This window comes from Flavivirga eckloniae (assembly GCF_002886045.1).
GTDB lineage: Bacteria > Bacteroidota > Bacteroidia > Flavobacteriales > Flavobacteriaceae > Flavivirga > Flavivirga eckloniae.
In genome coordinates, this window is record NZ_CP025791.1 from 2984228 (window position 1) to 3004170 (window position 19943).

Annotated in this window: 21 protein-coding genes; 14 read left to right on the forward strand and 7 right to left on the reverse strand. The window is 32.0% G+C overall.

What is annotated here, in order from left to right:
- Positions 1 to 919: 919 nt before the first annotated feature.
- The 3 genes from rpiB (at position 920) to C1H87_RS12300 (ending at position 2929) form a co-directional block, all read left to right on the forward strand.
- A complete protein-coding gene (gene rpiB / locus C1H87_RS12290; protein WP_102756099.1) occupies positions 920 to 1354 on the forward strand; it encodes a ribose 5-phosphate isomerase B in 435 nt (144 codons plus the stop codon).
- Positions 1355 to 2272: a cation diffusion facilitator family transporter gene (locus tag C1H87_RS12295; protein WP_102756100.1), complete on the forward strand. Its 918-nt coding sequence runs from the start codon at positions 1355 to 1357 to the stop codon at positions 2270 to 2272.
- A gap of 213 nt (positions 2273 to 2485) precedes the next feature.
- Complete coding sequence (locus tag C1H87_RS12300; RefSeq protein ID WP_102756101.1) at positions 2486 to 2929, forward strand: GNAT family N-acetyltransferase; 444 nt, start codon at positions 2486 to 2488, stop codon at positions 2927 to 2929.
- 4 nt (positions 2930 to 2933) lie between these two features.
- Here C1H87_RS12300 and C1H87_RS12305 read toward each other — a convergent pair whose 3' ends face one another.
- From C1H87_RS12305 to rnpA, 4 genes are all read right to left on the reverse strand, one after another.
- The gene (locus tag C1H87_RS12305) at positions 2934 to 4280 is read right to left on the reverse strand and encodes a T9SS type B sorting domain-containing protein (protein WP_102756102.1); all 1347 of its coding nucleotides are present in this window, start codon (positions 4278 to 4280) and stop codon (positions 2934 to 2936) included.
- A complete protein-coding gene (locus C1H87_RS12310) occupies positions 4267 to 5124 on the reverse strand; it encodes an OmpA family protein (RefSeq protein ID WP_102756103.1) in 858 nt (285 codons plus the stop codon). The genes C1H87_RS12305 and C1H87_RS12310 overlap by 14 nt, the downstream gene beginning before the upstream one ends.
- A gap of 68 nt (positions 5125 to 5192) precedes the next feature.
- Positions 5193 to 6827, reverse strand: a complete 1635-nt coding sequence (locus C1H87_RS12315) for a S41 family peptidase (RefSeq protein WP_102756104.1) — start codon at positions 6825 to 6827, stop codon at positions 5193 to 5195.
- A 15-nt stretch (positions 6828 to 6842) separates the two neighbouring features.
- On the reverse strand, positions 6843 to 7217 hold the full coding sequence (rnpA, locus tag C1H87_RS12320) for a ribonuclease P protein component (RefSeq protein WP_102756105.1): 375 nt from the start codon (positions 7215 to 7217) through the stop codon (positions 6843 to 6845).
- An 80-nt stretch (positions 7218 to 7297) separates the two neighbouring features.
- On the opposite strand from rnpA, the gene C1H87_RS12325 reads away from it, so the two are divergent.
- A complete protein-coding gene (locus C1H87_RS12325; protein ID WP_233783114.1) occupies positions 7298 to 9202 on the forward strand; it encodes a CBS domain-containing protein in 1905 nt (634 codons plus the stop codon).
- The gene (locus C1H87_RS12330; protein WP_102756106.1) at positions 9199 to 10398 is read left to right on the forward strand and encodes a succinylglutamate desuccinylase/aspartoacylase family protein; all 1200 of its coding nucleotides are present in this window, start codon (positions 9199 to 9201) and stop codon (positions 10396 to 10398) included. Before C1H87_RS12325 ends, C1H87_RS12330 begins: the two co-directional genes overlap by 4 nt.
- Here C1H87_RS12330 and C1H87_RS12335 read toward each other — a convergent pair.
- The 3 genes from C1H87_RS12335 to C1H87_RS12345 form a co-directional block, all read right to left on the reverse strand.
- Positions 10385 to 11098, reverse strand: coding sequence for a hypothetical protein (locus C1H87_RS12335; RefSeq protein WP_102756107.1), 714 nt, complete (start codon positions 11096 to 11098; stop codon positions 10385 to 10387). The genes C1H87_RS12330 and C1H87_RS12335 overlap by 14 nt on opposite strands.
- Before the next feature lie 202 nt (positions 11099 to 11300).
- Positions 11301 to 12059, reverse strand: a complete 759-nt coding sequence (locus C1H87_RS12340; RefSeq protein ID WP_102758253.1) for an SDR family NAD(P)-dependent oxidoreductase — start codon at positions 12057 to 12059, stop codon at positions 11301 to 11303.
- 7 nt (positions 12060 to 12066) lie between these two features.
- Positions 12067 to 12852, reverse strand: a complete 786-nt coding sequence (locus tag C1H87_RS12345; protein ID WP_102756108.1) for a hypothetical protein — start codon at positions 12850 to 12852, stop codon at positions 12067 to 12069.
- Positions 12853 to 12944: 92 nt separating this feature from the next.
- Here C1H87_RS12345 and C1H87_RS12350 point away from each other — a divergent pair, with 92 nt between their 5' ends.
- From C1H87_RS12350 to C1H87_RS12390, 9 genes are all read left to right on the forward strand, one after another.
- Positions 12945 to 13307 carry a winged helix-turn-helix transcriptional regulator gene (locus C1H87_RS12350; protein WP_199769286.1) on the forward strand — a complete coding sequence of 121 codons (363 nt, stop codon included), beginning with the start codon at positions 12945 to 12947 and terminating at the stop codon, positions 13305 to 13307.
- A gap of 47 nt (positions 13308 to 13354) precedes the next feature.
- Positions 13355 to 14557: a serine hydrolase domain-containing protein gene (locus C1H87_RS12355; RefSeq protein ID WP_102756109.1), complete on the forward strand. Its 1203-nt coding sequence runs from the start codon at positions 13355 to 13357 to the stop codon at positions 14555 to 14557.
- A gap of 292 nt (positions 14558 to 14849) precedes the next feature.
- On the forward strand, positions 14850 to 15296 hold the full coding sequence (locus C1H87_RS12360; protein ID WP_158655214.1) for a hypothetical protein: 447 nt from the start codon (positions 14850 to 14852) through the stop codon (positions 15294 to 15296).
- Positions 15297 to 15342: 46 nt separating this feature from the next.
- Positions 15343 to 15930 carry an SMI1/KNR4 family protein gene (locus tag C1H87_RS12365; protein ID WP_102756111.1) on the forward strand — a complete coding sequence of 196 codons (588 nt, stop codon included), beginning with the start codon at positions 15343 to 15345 and terminating at the stop codon, positions 15928 to 15930.
- A 55-nt stretch (positions 15931 to 15985) separates the two neighbouring features.
- Positions 15986 to 17080, forward strand: a complete 1095-nt coding sequence (locus C1H87_RS12370; protein ID WP_102756112.1) for a serine hydrolase domain-containing protein — start codon at positions 15986 to 15988, stop codon at positions 17078 to 17080.
- A gap of 37 nt (positions 17081 to 17117) precedes the next feature.
- A complete protein-coding gene (locus C1H87_RS12375) occupies positions 17118 to 17636 on the forward strand; it encodes a DinB family protein (RefSeq protein WP_102756113.1) in 519 nt (172 codons plus the stop codon).
- 147 nt (positions 17637 to 17783) lie between these two features.
- Complete coding sequence (locus tag C1H87_RS12380) at positions 17784 to 18695, forward strand: HNH endonuclease (RefSeq protein WP_102756114.1); 912 nt, start codon at positions 17784 to 17786, stop codon at positions 18693 to 18695.
- On the forward strand, positions 18692 to 19075 hold the full coding sequence (locus C1H87_RS12385; RefSeq protein WP_102756115.1) for a (deoxy)nucleoside triphosphate pyrophosphohydrolase: 384 nt from the start codon (positions 18692 to 18694) through the stop codon (positions 19073 to 19075). Before C1H87_RS12380 ends, C1H87_RS12385 begins: the two co-directional genes overlap by 4 nt.
- A gap of 33 nt (positions 19076 to 19108) precedes the next feature.
- A complete protein-coding gene (locus C1H87_RS12390) occupies positions 19109 to 19831 on the forward strand; it encodes a hypothetical protein (protein ID WP_102756116.1) in 723 nt (240 codons plus the stop codon).
- Positions 19832 to 19943 lie beyond the last annotated feature (112 nt).

Genomic DNA, 19943 nt, shown 5'->3' on the forward strand with positions numbered 1-19943 from the left:
ACAACTATATCTATATGTTTATACATAAACAAAAGATAAAAAAATCATTTTATCGAAATTAACATAAGTTTTAACATTAAGAAACGCAACCTTATTCTTCTACGAAACTACCAAATCAATGCAATGAATAGCATACTATAATATATTCAGTGTACCTTTTAAAGCTATGATAAAAAATAAAGAATTTCTTAAAAATATAATAAGAACAAATTCGTAATCAATAAAATTTAGAAGACAAATCAGATAAAAAATACAGTTATCCACATTATATATTATAATACTATTTTCTTTTAAAATTTAAAAAAATAAATGGTGGTTATTATAGTGTGTTAATAACTGGTATAACTTTTTTAAAGTTTATTTTGATAATAATTAATTTACGTTCTATTAATAGTTTATTAACAATAGAAATTATTTTAATAACTTCATTTTTAATGAATTTTGATTTTATGTGAACACTTGTTAACAATCGAAGTTAACTACTTTTTCTTATAACTATTTTTAATTTTAGTGTTCACATCTGCTAATTTTAGTCTGATAAAATTGCCAAAAAAAATGAATTAAATTTTTGGTAAAGTCATGTTGCTTTTTGATTGGAAAAATAAATGGATTAACAATATTTTTCTTTTAGAAAGTAATGAACACTTATTAACAAGTAATGAATATAATAACGCACATTGTTAATTACGTTTTAATATTCAAAATTATATAATACCAATTGTAAAGTATTGATATTTAATGGTTTTATAGTTTTTATATGCTCTAAAATTATGTGAATATATCTGTTTATCAATTAGTTAATATTAAGACTTTGTACTTAATTCTAATAGTAAAGCAATCACAAGTCTTGTAAAACACACTAAGAATTTTTAATATATAGTTAGTACCTTTATACCCTATAAAACAACATTATAAAATCATGACAATTTCTATAGGTAATGATCACGCAGGTACAGATTATAAATTTGCAATTAAAGAATACTTAGAGGATAAAGGATATACTGTTAATAACTACGGAACAGATGCTAATGATAGTGTAGATTATCCAGATTTTGTACATCCGGTAGCTCAAGATATTGAAAATAAAAAAGTAGATTTTGGTATTTTAATTTGTGGTAGTGCTAATGGTGTTGCTATGACTGCTAATAAGTATCAACAAGTTCGTGCCGGTTTATGTTGGACCAAAGAAATTGTGGAACTTATAAGACAACATAATAATGCGAATATCTTATGTATTCCAGCACGCTACACAGCTATTCCTCAAGCCTTACAAATGGTAGAAACTTTTTTAAATACTGAATTTGAAGGGGGAAGACATCAAAATAGAATAGATAAAATTCCGTTATCTTGTTAAATGGGTCATTCACATACTCATAATCATCACCATACACATCACGACTTAAAAGGACGTAACCTTTTTATTTCCATATTATTAAATATCCTTATTACTGCTGCTCAGGTAATAGGTGGTATTGTTTCTGGTAGTTTGGCATTGTTAAGTGATGCCTTGCATAACTTTAGCGATGTACTTTCTTTAGTAGTAAGTTATGTGGCGAACAAATTAGCGAAAAAAGAAGCCTCTTTTCATAGAACATTTGGATACAAACGCGCGGAAATTTTAGCAGCTTTTATAAATGCATCTACCTTAATAATAGTTGCTATTTTGTTAATAATTGAAGCCGTTAAAAGATTTCAAAATCCGGAAGAAATAGAATCTAATTTAGTTATTTGGTTGTCGCTTCTAGGTATTGTGGCTAATGGATTAAGTGTGCTTTTATTAAAAAAGGATTCGAAATCTAATATGAATATGAAAAGTGCTTATCTGCACTTATTAACAGATATGATGGCAAGTATTGCCGTACTTATAGGAGGCCTCTTAATGAAGTATTACCAGGTTTATTGGGTAGATAGTGTATTAACATTTGCAATAGCACTTTATTTAATCTGGATGGGTTACGATTTGTTAAAGACTTCAACAAAAGTTTTAATGCTATTTACTCCAGATGATATTCCTATAAAACAAATCGTAGCAGAGATTAATGCTTTTGAAAGTATTAAAAATGTACACCATGTTCATGTTTGGCAATTAAACGAAGAAGAAATTCATTTAGAAGCACATATCGATTTTAAGAACGACATAACGTTATCCCAATTCGATGTTATTTTGCATAAAATAGAGGATTTAGTATTTAATAAATACGATATTAACCATGTAAATATCCAACCAGAGTTTGGTAAAGATGATGCTAAAGATGTGATTGTACAGGATTGATGAATTCCTGCCTTTCGACTGCCCGTCCGTCCGGCAGGAGGGCGCTCAAGATAAACTGCGGCAGGAATCTTATTAATAGAGATGTCATTGCGAATCACGCTTTTTAGCGTGATGTGGCAATCTGTATAATTGTAGTTTCAATTTAAGAGATCCTCTGCTTGCTTCAATTACGCTCAGCAGGAGTCGCTCTGAATGAACAAATAACTTATAAACATGCTAACCATACAAATAAAAACATTCGAAGAACTAAGCAAGCAAGAATTATACGATTTACTACAATTACGGAGTGAGGTTTTTGTGGTGGAACAGGATTGTGTTTATCAAGATATTGACGGAAAAGACCAAAAGGCAATTCATGTTTTGGGTTATAAAGCAAATGAATTGGTGGCATATACGCGCGTTTTTAAGCCAGGAGATTATTTTAATGAGTCTAGTATAGGTCGAGTGGTCGTTGCTAAAAGAGAACGTGCTTATAAGTACGGATATGATATTATGACTGCCTCTATTAAAGCTATTGAAGAAAACCTTAATACGACGCTAATAAAAATATCTGCTCAGGTGTACTTAAAAAAATTCTATACTAATTTAGGTTTTACAGCTATTGGTAAAGAATATCTGGAAGATGATATTCCGCATATCGCTATGATTAAAGAATAAATAATCAACGTTTCAAGGTAAAATGTCCCCTAATAACTTCACCAGAGTTAAGAGTTATAATATACCAATAATCGTCTGTACTTAAAAGTTTGCCATTAAAAATGCCATTCCAACCTTGTGAATTTGGAGGTAACGATTTTAAAAGCTTTCCATGTTTATTAAAAATGTTTATCGTTTTTATGGAATTGTCACGATCAAAAACCTGCCACAAGTCGTTATAACCATCATTGTTTGGTGTGAAGTATTTAGGTATGTAATAAGATTCATCAATAATTAATACATTAAAGCTAGACTCATTACTATCGCAAGCCGTTTCGTTGTAAATATAGATGGTTTGTGTGGTTGAAATGCTATCACCAGAATTAAGTTGAGAGCCATTACCGCCAGATTGTGTAAAGTAGTTTCCGTTTACAAGAATAGGTAAAATATAAGAGGTGTCTGTTATAACATTTTCAAGGGTATCTACATTAACAAAATTGCTACAATCGTTTTGTGATTCAATGTAATTTGAAAACGAAACAGGTTTCCAGGTTGAATGATTTCCCGACGGATTATCGACTACAACACAGTTTAGATCAGGATTAAATCTAAAATCTACTGTGTTAAAATTACCATTATTACCATTCCTAAGATTCAACCGGCATAAGTTGTTATTGCTACAATCCAATTCCGTAACATTTGGGTTATTCGATAAGTCTAATTCTCCCAAGTTATTAAAGGCACAATTTAATCGGATTAATTGTTTATTGTTGGATGCATCTAAATCAGTTAGTTGGTTATTTTCACAACGTAACGAAATTAAATTAGCGTTATTGGAAATATCTAAATTGGTTAATAAGTTATTACCACATATAAATGTATCCAAATTAGTATTTTGAGTAACATTTATAGACGTTATTTGATTGTTCTCGCAAGCAAGGTCATTTAAAAACGGATTTTGCGTAAGATCTAAATTGGTTATGGTATTATTTTCACATCTTAGTGATGTTAATCTAGTGTTTTGTGAAACATCAATACTTGATAGCTGATTATTATGACACCACAAAATTTGCAGTGCTGTATTCTGGGAAACATCTAGAGTAGTTAACAGATTATTATCGCAAAACAATTGGGTTAATGCTGAAAAATCTTGAATACCGTTGAGATTAGATATATTATAGCCGCTTACATTTAAATCTGCAAGGCCGTTTATATTTGCTGTTGGCACAAAATCATCTAAAGGTCCAGTATCGTGACCTAGATCTATTAAAGCTTGTTCGAAATTATCGTCGGGAATAAATGTTTGTGAAATACCAATAGAACTTAGTAAAACAAAAAGGAAACAACATAAGTGTTTTTTATTTACCCACATAGGTTATTAATATTTCAACCCGCCTATCGTATTTGGGGTCTCCACCAAGCGGGAACTTTCGGCGCATTCCTAAATGACGCATACGTCGTTTATCAACGCCTTTTTTTGCAAAATAGTCGTAAACATATTTCGCGCGTGCCTCAGATAAATTACGCTTTTTGGTCTTTCTATCTACAGCATCCCTACTATATTGTGTGCAGCATACATGCCCTTGAATCGTGAAATAAATATCCTCACGTTCTACAAGCGCTTTTGCTATAGCTTCCAGTGTTTTTTTAGAACTTGGCGTTACGGTACTATATCCTGTTTTAAAAAGAATATTTTTAAAAATTATTTTATCACCAACTTTAACATCTCCTTTTATTATCTCAGGAGTGTCTTTCTTTTTTTCTTTTTTAACAACCTTAGCAACAGGCTTTTTTACAACAGGTTTAGGAGGTATAGGTTTTACTATGATTTCTACTTTTCGGTTTAAACCTCTTATTTTTAGAATGTTTTTTTCTTCAACAATCTTCAACAAGATCTCCCCTTTTCCATCAACATTAGTGATTAATTCATCACTAATTTCGTTGCTTGAAAAAATGGTTTTTATAGCATCGGCTCTTTGTTGGGAAAGCTTTAGATTGTAAGTATCGGCACCTCTATCATCACAAAACCCAAATATGGAAATGGATTCAATATCTACATCTGTTAAAGTAGAAATAAAGAGCAGTAAACGGTTTTCTTCTGTTGGCGGAAGATTATATTTATCCGTGTCAAAGTAAACCTCGTGCGTTAACTCCTTTTGAGAAAAAGCAAATGTACAATTAAGCGTTAAAAATACTAATACCAATAATTTATTCATAGTAGGATAATAGAACAGGTATAAATATACTATTTTTAATTTTTTTTGATATATAAATAAAACAAATCTTACTTCAAATAATTACCATAAACAGATGGATTACCAAGTATTTCCGTTGCTTTTTTAATTTTAGGATCATTTATTTTATAGTACTCATATAACCCTTCTCTGTAAACGTATCTTTTTACTATGTCTTCGGTTAATAATTCTAATAAATAATCTTTGTTTTCATCAATAACACTTGTTTTTGATGTCTCTAAATTCGCGATTAATGTATTGAAATCTTTTTCAATATTATCGTTTAATTCTTCATTGGTAGCTGTTTCAAAAGCTTTGTAAAGTGCTTTTTCCGTATCTGTTTTAAAAGAAAAATTATTGGTTTTTAAATAGCTTTTAAAATTTGAAAAATCGGCATTTGTAAGCTTTAAGCTTTCTACATCATTCAAGTTATGTTTATAGTAGTAATCTGTAGCATAGTTAAATATTAAATCGCTACTCACTATGGCATTCGTAATGGCCGAATTTTTAGAAGCGTTAAAACTAACATCTGGAAACACACCGCCTCCATCGAAAACCTTACGACCATTTTTGGTTTTAAACTCGTTGTAATTTTCTTGTTTTACGCGAACGGCCTCCCCTTTTTCATTTCTGTTCCAGTAATCTAAAGATTGAATACATCTACCAGAAGGTGTATAATATCTGGAAATCGTTATTTTAATCTGTGTACCATAAGTTAGCTGTTTAGGGCGTTGTACTAGGCCTTTACCAAAACTTCTGGATCCCACAATAACAGCACGGTCTAAATCCTGTAACGAGCCCGATACAATTTCGCTGGCCGATGCACTTTTACCGTCGATTAAAACCACTACAGGTATTTCGGTATCAATAGGTTCGCTTTTTGTATAGTAAGTTTTGTTATACTTTTCAACTTTAGATTTTGTAGTCACCACCAACTGCCCTTTAGGAACAAATAGATTTACAATTTTAATGGCCTCATTAAGCAATCCGCCCGGATTTCCTCTTAAATCCAAAATAATACGTTCTGCTCCCTGGGCCTTTAAATCGCGTAATGCATAATTTGTTTCGGCGTGTGCCTTGCTGTTGAATCGACTTAAAACAATATATCCCGTTTTATCGTTAACCATTGAAAAATGAGGAACAGCTTTAATCTCTACTTCGGCTCTTTTTATAGTGGCTGTATGCGTTTTGCCCTGACGTTTATAAGTAACCTCTACAGGCGTATCTGAAGCCCCTTTTAATAAATTACCAGCATCTTCCTTGTAAGTTTCTATTAAAATATTGCCAACTTTAATAATTTCGTCTCCAGCTTTTAAGCCCGCTTTATCTGCAGGGTAGTCTTTGTAAGGCTCTACAATAACCAGTTTATCTTTAAATGTTTTTACTCTGGCACCTATACCTGTATAATCTCCGGTATTATTAATCCTGGCAGCTTCAACATCTTGCTCGTTCATAAAATTGGTATACGGATCCAGGTCTGCCAACATACTTTTTATAGCCGTATCCATTAAATCTCCCGGGTTGGTTTCATCAACATAATTCATGTTGATTTCTTTAAAAAGCGTTGTAAAGATTTCTATTTGTTTCGCTATTTCAAAAAAGTCATTCTTAAAAGCCGTACTGGTAAAAAATACGGTAAGAACCAGAATAGGAATTATAACTTTCTTTTTTATTAAATGTTTCATAGTGGGCATATGTTATTATTGTAAAACTTTGTTGGAAAATTTTTCGAACAAACGCTTCATTCTTGATTCTACTTGAGTAAAGGTTGGTTTTTCTTTGCCAATGTACAAAATCATAAACGCATATTGTGTTGTAATGTTGTTAAAATGCTCAGCTTTGTTAAGTCTGTAAGCCTCTCGCAATAATCGTTTTATACGATTTCTATCCACGGCAGTTTTAAAATTTCGCTTACTTACAGAAACACCAGTTTTGGCAATTAGGTCCTCATCAAAACGGGTTTCAAGATAAACTAACCGCAAAGGAAAGGCAGAAACAGAACGTCCTTCTTTAAACAATTGCTCTATAAGCTTCTTGCTTTTTAGCTTTTCTTTTTTGGGATACGATGCTGACATAAATTTATATAAGATTACAAAAATAGAAATAACTCTACGATCGTAGCAATCAAGCATGATAAAAATCATTTTTAAACTCGATGAATAGCAGTAATTTAATGGTTTTAACAAACACTAAACTATTAAAAATGGGCGATTTAAATGTGACAAAATTAAAGACCAAAAAAGATAGAGCCAATTATATCCACCATTTATTGAACGACATTAAAGCACTTGATTTAATGATCGATAAAGGTATGATAGAGAAAGATGTTTTTAGAATAGGTGCAGAACAGGAGTTTTGTTTGGTTAACGATCAATTTTTACCAGAAAGTAAATCGTTAGAAATTTTAAAAGATATTGATGATGAACATTTTACTACAGAAATAAGTAATTTTAATTTAGAGATAAATCTCGATGTTTTAGAACTTGGAAATACTTGCTTTTCTCAATTGCACAAGCAACTAGAAATGTTACTGGAAAAAGCAAAAAAAGCAGCTTCTAAAAAAGGTGTTAAAATCGTGCTAACCGGCATTTTGCCATCACTTTCTATTAATAATGCCAACGTGAAGAGTATGACCAATGTTGAGCGTTATTCTGTATTGAACGATGCTATAAAAGGCATCAGGCGGCAAAATTTCGATATCCATATTAAAGGAGTCGATGAATTAAATTTATTGCATGATTCGGTTATGTTGGAAGGCTGCAATACCAGTTTTCAGATGCATTTACAACTAAGTCCAAAAACCTTTGTAGACAATTACAATTGGGCACAAGCCATTTCCGGACCTGTTTTAAGTGCCTGTACTAATTCTCCAATGTTGTTTGGTAAAGAGCTTTGGAGAGAAACCCGAATAGCGTTATTTACGCAAAGTGTCGATACCAGGGCTAATTCATATTTGTTAAACGAAAAACAATCGCGGGTTAGTTTTGGCAGCAGATGGCACACGGGATCGATAACCGATATTTTTAAAGATAATATTTCCAGGTTTAGAAGTTTTATAACTACAGATTTTATTAAGGATAGTGTGGATATGTTAAACAATAATGAAGTTCCGGGGCTAAAAGCTTTGGGGCTGCATAATGGTACGGTATATCCCTGGAATCGGGTTTGCTATGGAAGAACAAATGGTAAACCAAACTTAAGAATTGAAAACCGGTATATTCCCGCTGGCCCAACAATTACAGATGAAATTGCAAATATGGCATTTTGGGTTGGAGTCATGTTAGGTAAACCCAAAAAGTATAACAACATACACAAGCAATGGGATTTTAAAGATATAAAAATGAATTTCTTTAATGCTGCTCGATATGGTATGGCTACCCAGTTTTTTTGGAATGGCAGCTATATTTCCAGTTACGATTTAATATTGAATGAGCTTTTACCTATGGCCTATAAAGGGTTGTATAGTGCCGGTGTGTCGCCACAAGACGCAGAGAGTTATTTAAGGGTTATAAAAAACAGAATACAAGCTCATAGTGGTTCAGAATGGCTTATTAGAAATTATAGGCGATTATTAAAACACCATAAACGCTATGAGGCTATGCAAGTATTAACGTCTAAAATGTACGAAAAGCAAGAAAAAGGTTATCCGGTTTCTACTTGGGGTAGACTGTTTGGAGAAAATGATTTTCCTTTTATAAAACCAAAGGTTGTAAAGCATATTATGAGTTCCGATATTTTTTCTGTTGATAAAAAAGATAGTGTCGAACTGGTTTTAAACATCATGAAATGGAAAAACATTCATCATATGCCAGTTATAAATGGCGATAGGGAATTGATTGGTTTAATAAGTTGGAACGATGTTAAGTCATATTTAGAAAAAACAAAACGATTAGACGATTCGGTTAATAAAATAATGAAGACAGATGTTATTACTACGGAAGAGTATGTGCCTGTAGAAGAAGCAAAAAGAATAATGGACAATCATAAAATAGGTAGTCTTCCGGTAATAAAAAATAAAAAATTATTAGGACTAATTACAAGAAACGATTTTAATGGATGATAGATGTATACAGTAAAGCATGTAATAATAGCATAACCGTAAAAAGATTGCTTGGTAAAATTGAGGGGTCAAAACCAGGTCCAACCATGGTGTTTTTTGGTGGAATTCATGGTAATGAAACATCAGGGGTTTTTGCTTTAAAAGATGTTTTACAAGCCATAGATCCTTTAAAGGTTAAAGGAACAGTTTATGGTGTTACGGGAAATTTAAAAGCACTTAAAGTAAACCAGAGATATCTTGAAGAAGACCTAAATAGACTTTGGACTAAAGCGCGTATTCAAATTATTAAAAACAAGGAGATTTTAAATGATGAAGAAAAGGAACTACTAGAGCTATCGAGTGTTTTAAACCATATTTTAAAAACCGAAAAACCGCCGTTCTATTTTATAGATTTACATACAACATCTAGTAAAACATTGCCTTTTATAACAATTAATGATGCCTTGATAAACCGAAAATTTTCCAAGCACTTCCCCGTGCCTATTGTACTAGGTATTGAAGAATATTTAAACGGGCCGTTGTTAAGTTATATAAACGAATTGGGTTATGTATCCTTAGGCTTTGAGTCTGGACAGCATGACGATTTAAGCTCTATTACCAACAACAAGGCATTTATACATTTAGCTTTAGTTTTTGCTGGTATATTAAAAAAAGAACAAGTACCCGATTTTTCGAATTATTACAAACAACTTCAAAAACAAGCGACTAACATTGTTGATGTTTTTGAAGTCGTTTATCTTCATAAAATACAACCCTTTGAAAGCTTTAGTATGATTAATGGTTTTAAAAGTTTTCAGGCTATTAATAAAGATGTTCCAATTGCAGTAAGCAACCGCAAAGAATTAAAGGCAAAATATAAAGGGCGTATATTTATGCCTTTGTACCAGACTAAAGGTGCCGAAGGGTTTTTTATTATAAGACGAATACATCCGTTTTTTTTAAAACTATCAACACTTTTAAGGCGTATAAAATTTGATAGTTTATTAATTGCTTTACCCGGTGTTTCTTGGTTAAACAGAAAAGGAGGTGTCTTACAGGTTAACTTAAAGGTAGCCAGATATTTTGTTAAATCATTTTTTCATCTGCTGGGCTACAGAAACAAGCAAATTACCAGAACGCACTTAAGACTTAATAACCGAGAACGTGTTGCGAAAACAAAGATGTATAAAACAGAAAGGTGGTTTAAACAGGGTTAACGACTGTCTTATCAGCGATAATTTGTTTAAGCTTATAAAACATCCATAAGCCGACCAATGCTCTCATTATGGGTTGATAAATTATACTAAAGTATTCTACACATTGTTCTATTAATTCAGATTGCCAAAATTCATTTCCAAAAGCAATTAAGTTGCCAAATCCCCAAATTAATAAGAGGTAAGCAAGTATACGATCTATCTTGGTACTACCAAAGAGGCTAATTCCGTAGCAGATATTTCCCAAGGCAAATGCCACAATGAACAAGCCAAAAAGAGCATAACCAATTAACCCAGCATGCTCCATGTTAATTTTTATCATCTCTTGAATTGCAAAGTCATTAGTTTCGATATAAGATCTACGGAGATTGTTCAAGTAGAAAAAAACGAACATTTGCCGAAAGATTTCCGTGAATGAAAATACCGCAAAAAACACAAAACCAGCAATTGTAAATCCAGGGCTCTTTTTAAACTGAATCAATAAAAAACCAAGCATGGCAATTAATACAAATAAGCAATGTGCAATAATCCAGAATTTACTAGTAATGTATTTTGAATTTTCAAATACTCTAATCCGTTCATCAAAACTCAATTCACCTAATTCAAACAGACTTGAGTGAATTCCTAGTGTTGTAATTACAGACAACAGGCAGCAAACAATAGCAAGTAAAAGGAATCTTTTGTACTGAGTATTAATTACCATAATTTATTTATTATTAGAGGTTAATAAAAATAAATATAGTTTAAATATTACACAATAGCAGTTAAAAAGAAACGTCTAACGATCGTTAAGACATGAATTACATCAATAAGACTTGTTCTCTGCAAGCATAAAAAAACATAAACACACTAAATAAGAAAAGCCGAAGCAAATTACTTTTTCTGCTACGGCTTTTAAGTCATTATTAAAAATTTACCACACCACCGTCTATCGAAATTTCTTCCCCAATAACAAAAGACGATTCGCTAGATGCCAAATAAACGGCGGCTTTTCCAATATCGGAAGGCTGGCCGATGCGTTCTACAGGAATAAGACTTGCAAAATTCTCTTTTGCTTGTAGAGCAACTTCATTCGACAACCCTAATTTACCAAATAGCGGCGTATCAATCGTTCCAGGACTGATGGTATTTACTCTGATATTCTTTTTGAGCAAATCTCTGGAGAATGTTCGTGAAAAAGAACGTACTCCAGCTTTCGCAGCACTATATACAGTTAAACCATCAAATGCCTTTTGTGTAGCAATGGAAGCAACTAAAATTATAGATGCCCCATTGTTTAGATATGGTAAAGACTTTTGTACCGTAAAAAAGACACTTTTTAAGTTCAAATCGACCATTCTATCAAAATCTTCTTCAGTAGTGCTTTCCAAAGAACCTAAAGACCCATTACCTATAGCACCTCCAGCATTGACCACAAGAATGTCAATTTTTCCATACTTATCTGTTGTTCTAGAAAAAATGCTTTCTAGTTGATCAATATTTGTTACATCGGTTTGTATACCCATAAAGTTGTTTCTTAATGCAGCAACAGCGGTTTCAATGGTTTTAAGGTTTCTTCCAACAATACTTCCCACAGCACCTTCTTGGTCAAACTCTTTTGCAATACCAAGACCTATACCACTATTACCGCCTGTAACGACGGCTACTTTATTTTTTAATCTCATTAAGCTATCAATTTTGAATTTGTTGAATGTTGATTTTTGCAAATACAGGCTCAAAAGTATCTATAGCTTTTAGCAGTATAGGAAGTGCTTTTGTTTTAAAATCTTCATTGGAAAATAATTTTTCTTTGTCCTCAAGACTTCTCCACTCTACAATGAATTGCATTTGTGGCTCGAAAGTAGCTTGACCTTTTGAATCTATACTTTGAAACATCGCTTTAAACTCTGGATAATCTCCACCATAACTGCGTTTTATTGGTTCAGCTATTTTATTGTACTCTTGCAGTATTTTACCGCCATTTTCTACAAGGTTGGCAGTACCGATTTCATATACCTTATTAGCGTTAAAAGCTATTTGGGTATCTTCCTTTACTTTGAACCATCCAAAATGCATGTCGCCTTGAATGGCAGCATCTCGTAATGGAACTATTTTTTTGTAACGTTTATCCTTTAAAAAATCAAGTCTTGATTGCGGACTATCCCATTCAAAAATACCAACTAAGTTTACGTTGAATTTTTCGCTTTCAGATTTTACAACGGAAAAAGAAATAAATGGTTTACCTGCATATTCTGCCGCAATTTTTGTTGCCTTCTCAAAATACTCATTTAAAGAAGTTGCTTCTTCAGGGATTATGGTAGCATATGCAAACTCATAAACCTTGTTTTTTTTAAATGTTACCTCGGTTACTTTTTCAGAATAAGTACATGTTTTTGAACAGTCTTTTTTTTGAGCCTGAATGTTTAGAGCAAAAAAAACCGTAAGTATCAATGCTAAATTTAGATTTCTAATTTTCATAATGATTTCTTTAAGATTTTAATTATGACACAAAACTATTTTATATATTTAAACAATAAAAAAAGTTAAGTACATACAAAAAGGTTCGTACTATGCGGAAAGTAAATTCAACCAATTACGAAAATCAAAAAATACTCGAAATGTCTTGTGGTTTATCCTATGCAGTAGAACTGCTAAATGGGCGTTGGAAAATAAATGTCCTTTGGAATCTTGCCAAAGAAGTGCATCGTTACGGTCAAATGAAACGAAATATTCCTGGTATTTCTGAAAAAATGTTAACGCAGCGATTACGAGATTTAGAAAAAGAAGGACTAATTATTCGAAAAGACTTTAAAACCATACCTCCACATGTTGAATATCATTTAACCGACTCTGGAAAAGAATTAATTCCAATTTTAGAGCAAATGTGTAGATGGGGAAACAGAATTAGAGAGGAAACGAATGTATCGTATTAGGCCAACAGAGAACAAGATCTATAAATAATAGTGTTTTAAATAGAAATATGAAAAAAACGATTATTACTCTAATATTGAGTGCCTCACTTCATTTCAGCTTTTGTCAGATCAATAGCACCACATCAGACAAACTAACTCAAGAACTAGAGAACATACATGTCCGAGGTCATATTAATGGGTTTTCGGTTGCGATTGTCGACCAAACTAATATACTATTCACAAAAGGTTTTGGACACGCTGATATTCAGAAAAACTTAGAATATACAGAAAATACTATTCAGAATATTGGCTCTATTTCAAAGACTTTTATTGGTGTTGCATTGCTTAAAGCACAAGAGCTTGACAAACTAAAACTTGATGACCCGATAAACAAGTATTTACCGTTTGAGGTAATAAATCCATATTTTCCAAACGAAGTAATAACAATAAGACAATTAACCACACATACTTCTGGTATTAAAGACACTTCAAGCTACGAGAAATATGGATATGTTTTAAAAGAAAAAGATAATGAAGGCACTAAAGTAAATCGCAATTTTCGTTTACCAAGTGACATGATGACTCAAAGTACGTTTCTAAAAAAGATTTTGAGTGCGGATGGGAAATGGTATAAGAAAAGTAATTTTTTTAAGAACAGACCAGGAGAAAAGTTTGAATATTCAAATATCGCAGCAGGTTTAGCAGCTCTTATTTTGGAAAATGCAACCGATGAGTCATTTAGTAAGTTTACAAATGAGCATATTTTTAAACCATTAAATATGTTAAATACTGGTTGGAGTTTTAAGGAGATAAATATTTCAAAACACTCTAAACTTTATGCAAATAAAAAAACCGAATTAGCCTTTTATCAATTAGTAACTTATCCAGACGGAGGGTTAATTATATCATCATCCAATTTAGGAAAGTATCTTTGCGAATTAATTGCTGGCTTTGATGGTAACGGTAAAATCTTGAATAAAAAAAGTTATGGAGAGCTGTTCAAACCACAATTGACAGAAGATCACTTTGAAGAAAGAAATGATCGAGCCTATAACGATGAATATAATATGGGCGTTTTTATGGGAATTTCAGCTCAAGACCAAATTGGTCATACCGGAGGAGATCCAGGAGTGACAACATATATGTTTTTTAATACGAAGACCAGAATAGGTAAAATTCTAATTGTAAATACTAACCTTAACAAAGAAGGCGTAAAAGAATTTATCGACATATGGAAAAAGTTAGAAGAATATGAAAACCAATTAAATTAGCGGATAGTTCCGCTAGCGTTTGTTATACAACGAGTGCAGGTATAAATCTACTTTAATAAACACTTTTTATCTTTCTTATTTATTGGAAGAAACTTCACCTCTCCCGAAAGATATTTTCTATATTTGATTTACATATTTTGAAGATAAATCTTGCTCTATTACGTTTATCAGGATATATAGAAGTATAAAGGTAATAGAGGTATGTTTACATAATCATTGTAGGTAATTGAATATGTTATTAATCAAAAAAGAAATAATCGGAAAAGAAATCAGAGTTAACCTTGATGTGAATTTGATTTGGAGTGGAAATATTGAAACGGGAATTACCAAAATTGAAGATACTGGAGGATTCGAGAAATATTCGAAGGCAACGTGGGAGGAGATTGATTACAAAGAGACCCCCGATTTGATTCTAGTTAAAGCCAAATTAAAGATGAGGTCAACTGCAGAAGGTGGCAGACAAACTGGGTTTACTAGTGGATTAAGACCTAATCATGTATTCGAATATGAAAATAAAAGAATAAAAGGCACTTGGATTGGTGATATTCAATTTGAAGGACAAGAGTTAATTATGCCTGGAGAGGAAAGAATTGTAACTGTTCGATTTTTATTTCATACGCCCATTGAGCAATACTTGACTATTGGAAGAAAGTGGTGGCTTCATGAAGGAGCTAGGTGTACAGGAGAGGTTGAGATAATAGAAATAAAACTACCTACAACGAAATCTAAATTGTATTAAAACGCAGTTTATCCTAACCGTTGTGCAACATTAAAACAGAACTAGAATGAAATGGTTGGAAAACATTATTGATAGTACTTTAGACAAAATGGTAAAGGAGGGAATTTTAATGTCTCGACCAGATCCAGATATGCCAGCGGAAATGTTTGACCCTACTATTCCAATTGATAACGACTGGAAAGGCTGGAAACCAATTCCTAGTGTATTGGATGATTCGGACTTAAACCGTCTTGAGGAAATAATTGGAATTGAGTTACCTCTTTCTTATCGACATTTTTTAAAACACAAGCATTTTTATGTACTTGACATTCCTGATTTTGCGGTTAACTTTCCAACTCATCTGCCTGATAAAAATCTTGATGGATTTATGGAATGGTTCTTTGAATTTTATGAACCTGAGTTATTAATTGAAAAAGGACTTATCTATTTTGCCGACTTCCAAGATTACGGACTTTTATGTTTTGACTCTAACATAAAAAGAGAAAATAATGAATACCCAATCGTGTATATAGACCACGAGGACTTATCGACAAAATATCATTATTCCGATAATTTTAGAGAGCTAATAACAGCAGATAGAGAAAGAGGAAATCGATTTATAATGGAATTGAACGAATATTATAAAAAGCAATAACGAACATATAACAAGGTGTCCTAAAACACATTTTTCGCAAACCGCTCCCACTACTATGAAAAACCTAGCAACACTTACAATTTTTATTTTATTCGCAGGAGCATGTTGTTTTGCTCAAAACACATATGTCTATTCACAGCCAACAAGAATTGAAGATGGATGGAAAACTAACAATTTGCAATCTCAAAACATTGACTCCAAACTTATTATTAAATTATTCAATCAACTACAAACAAGAGCAAATAAAATTCATAGTGTTTTATTAGTGAAAAACAACCAAATTATTATTGAGGAATATTTTGGCGAAAATTCAATAAAGAAACAACATGACCTACGTTCTACAACAAAAAGCATAACATCTATATTGATGGGAATTGCAATAGACAAAGGGTTTATTGAAAGTGTAAACGACCCTATTTCAAAATACCTTAAAAACCTTTCCCCAACCAAAAACCTAGATGAAAGAAAAAAGAAAATTACAATCAAACATTTATTAACAATGTCAACTGGATTGGATTGTAATGATTGGGATAAAAAATCAAAAGGACAAGAAGACAAAATATATAACAAAAGTAACTGGTTGCAATACTTTTTAAATTTACCAATGGTTAATGAACCTGGAGATGTTTCAAATTATTGTACAATGGGACAAGTTTTAGCAACCGAAATTATTAGTCAAACTTCGGGTATGACAATCGACAAATTTGCTGAAAAATATTTGTTCAATCCATTAGGTATAAGTAATATGAAATGGGGGCATACTTCCAAGAAAGAAATTATTCCTTCAGGAAAGAGATTGTATATGATTTCTAGAGATATGGCTAAAATTGGACAATTAATACTCAGCAATGGAAAGTGGAATGAAGAACAAATCGTATCCGAAAAATGGATTACAGAATCAACTACTCCAAAAACAAAAATTACAGGAATTGATTACGGTTATTTATGGTGGAATATTCCATTTAAAGTAAATGGGAAAATGTTTATTTCTAAAGCAGCAACAGGAAACGGAGGTCAATATATAATGGTTCTTCCAGAATTGGATATGGTTGCAGTTTTTACGGGAGGCGCATACAATTCTCAAGAAGATAAATTGCCTTTTGCGATAATGACAGATATATTCTTACCAACATTTACGAGCGGCAAATAACAAAGGGTAATAAAATATAAAACTTAAAGATACTGTCATGACTATTAAGAACTTAAAATTTATGCCAAAATTCTTTGATCGTTATATAAATCAAGTGGATGAGGATGTAGAATTAATTCAGGGGTTGCTTGATACAAAAAATGACTATTCTTTAATAAAAGATGATTTACAGATTAAAGAAAATTACAGATACGAACCTGATAAATGGACACCTAAACAAATTCTTCAGCACGTAATAGATAATGAACGTATTCAGTCATACAGAGCCTTGGCCATTTCAAGAGGGGACCAATCAATACAACCAGGATATGATGAACAACTATATGTAAACAATTGCAACGATAGAACCTTAGAAAGTCTACTGGCAGAATTTAAAATTGTAAGAGAATCGAGTATTATTTTATTCAGCTCTATCAACGAAATTCAAATGCTCAAAGAAGGAGTTTGTTTTAAAGTACGAATAACTCCATTGGCACTAGGGTTCCAAATTATTGGACACGGAACTCATCATTTAAGAATAATAAAAGAGCGATATATAAATAAACCCTCTTACTAGTGTTTGTTTGCAACGAGCACAGGTATAAGTTTACTTTAATAAATCTTTTTATCCTCATATTTATTGGAAGAAACTTCATACCTCTCAAAAGATATTTTCTATATTTGATTTACACAATCGTTGTATGTAATTACCAAAAAGAAATAAATGTATTATTGGGTAAACCAAGGAAAAACTTATAAAGAAGAAAAAGAAGGAGGTTATTTGTGGGCTCCAACCTATAATAGTTCTGGAAATTCAGTTTTTCATTGGGACAACATGACTAAACTTATGCCTAATGATATTGTTTTAAATTATTACAAAGGATATTTAATTGGATATTGCATTATAGAGTCTAAATATTTTTTAGCACCCCAACCGAAAGAATTTAATGTAGATGTTGAATGGGAGAACGAAGGCTATATGATTGATGCTAAGTATTTCCTATTTAGTAAGCCTTTGGATATTAAAATAGTTTATAACCAAATTAAACAATATTTACCTTCTAAATATTCACCACTTAATAAGACAGGAAACCCTCCTAAAATTAAAGCTAACCAAGGCTACCTCTATAAATCAAATAGAAACATCACAAAAACTGTATTTGATTTAGCAAAAGTGTATTTAGATGATTACGATGAATCAACAAATGAAGTAAATGAAGATCCTGCTGAATATAATGCACCTAAACAAACAACTAGAGAAGGCTTAGTGACATCAAGAATAGGTCAAGGTGAATATAGACAACAAATATTAAGAAGGTGGAAGTTTAAATGTGCCGTTAATGGAGCGTCTATTAAAGAAATTCTTATAGCCTCTCATATTGTTCCTTGGAGAGAATCTAACGATCATGAAAGATTAGATGTTGATAATGGTTTATTGTTATCTCCAACGTATGACGCCCTTTTTGATAGACACCTTATATCATTTGACGATGACGGCAAAATTTTATTATCCAACTCAATGGATAAGACAGAGTTTTCTATACTTGGAATTACAGGGGCCGAAAAAATATCTAACTTAACCCAAGGAAACAAGAAATATCTAAAAAGACACAGAGAAAAGCTAGTAAGCCTATGATAAAAGTGGTTTGTGGGATTATTTACAAAAATGGTAAAGTATTCTTATGCAGAAGAAATCCTCATAAGCAATTAGGTGGGTATTGGGAATTCCCTGGAGGAAAGTTAGAATTGAACGAAAACCCAGAAACAGCTTTAAAACGAGAACTGTACGAAGAAATTTCAATGTTTATAAAAGTATTAAATCATTTCGCAACAGTCATTCATAAATACGATAATTTCACTATTGAACTTACTGCATATGAATGCAAATTTATTGAAGCAGATTTTAATCTTACGGATCATGATAAATATGAATGGATAGATATAAACCAAATAATCAATAAAAAATTAGCACCTGCAGACATTCCAATAGTAAAAAAACTGATGAGGACTAATTAAAAACTACATACAAGAGGTGTTGGTAATAATAAAATGAGACTATTTGGCAAAAAGAAAAATATCGTACAGACTGACAAAAACCTTAAACCAAGTGAAAGGTTTGAAAAGGTCTTGTTAAGCAGACTTGAGAAAGAAGGGTATAAACATCTCAAGTCAAAGCATGAGTTTGTTCAAGACTTTGAACATGGAAAAAGAGTTATTAATCTTTCCTATAATAATACATTCGGTTATATATCGACAGTCCAATACTTCATTAAAATAGTTTTCAGGGATTTAGAAAAGTCTTTTAAGAAAGCTCATCCAAACTATGGTTGGACAAATTGGACAATTCACGAAAACTTGCATTGGACAGAAAGTACATTGTATGATGATAAAGCAGACGATTATACAGACAGGTCTATAAACAACTTAGCGGACGAGTTTTTTCGTGAGATAAAACCAAGAATTGATTCGACCTTTTCCAAAATTGGCAACTACAGCCAATTGAACGAGATTTATAATACAAATCCATCTGAATTTATCGATTATTTACCTCCTTCAAGACCTGAAAAGCGAATAATAAATGGGCTTATCTTAACAAAGGCTTTAGAACCTGAAAAATTTGAAATCAGAAAGAACCAATATTTTTTGCTCTTAAATAAATACAAGGAAAATGACTTTGATGAGATTCGAAAAGAAGTAGAGCTTGGATTGACCTTTTTGAATGAAAATGAAATAAAAATAAATACTACCACCAACAAAACCTATAAGCAATAGCCCCTTGCGGAATGCTAATACCTATATCTAAACCGTTGTGCTTCAAGCTAACCAAACCCAATATTAGAGAAATTACCGATACAGATGTAACATTTTTTGATTTCTGCATCTA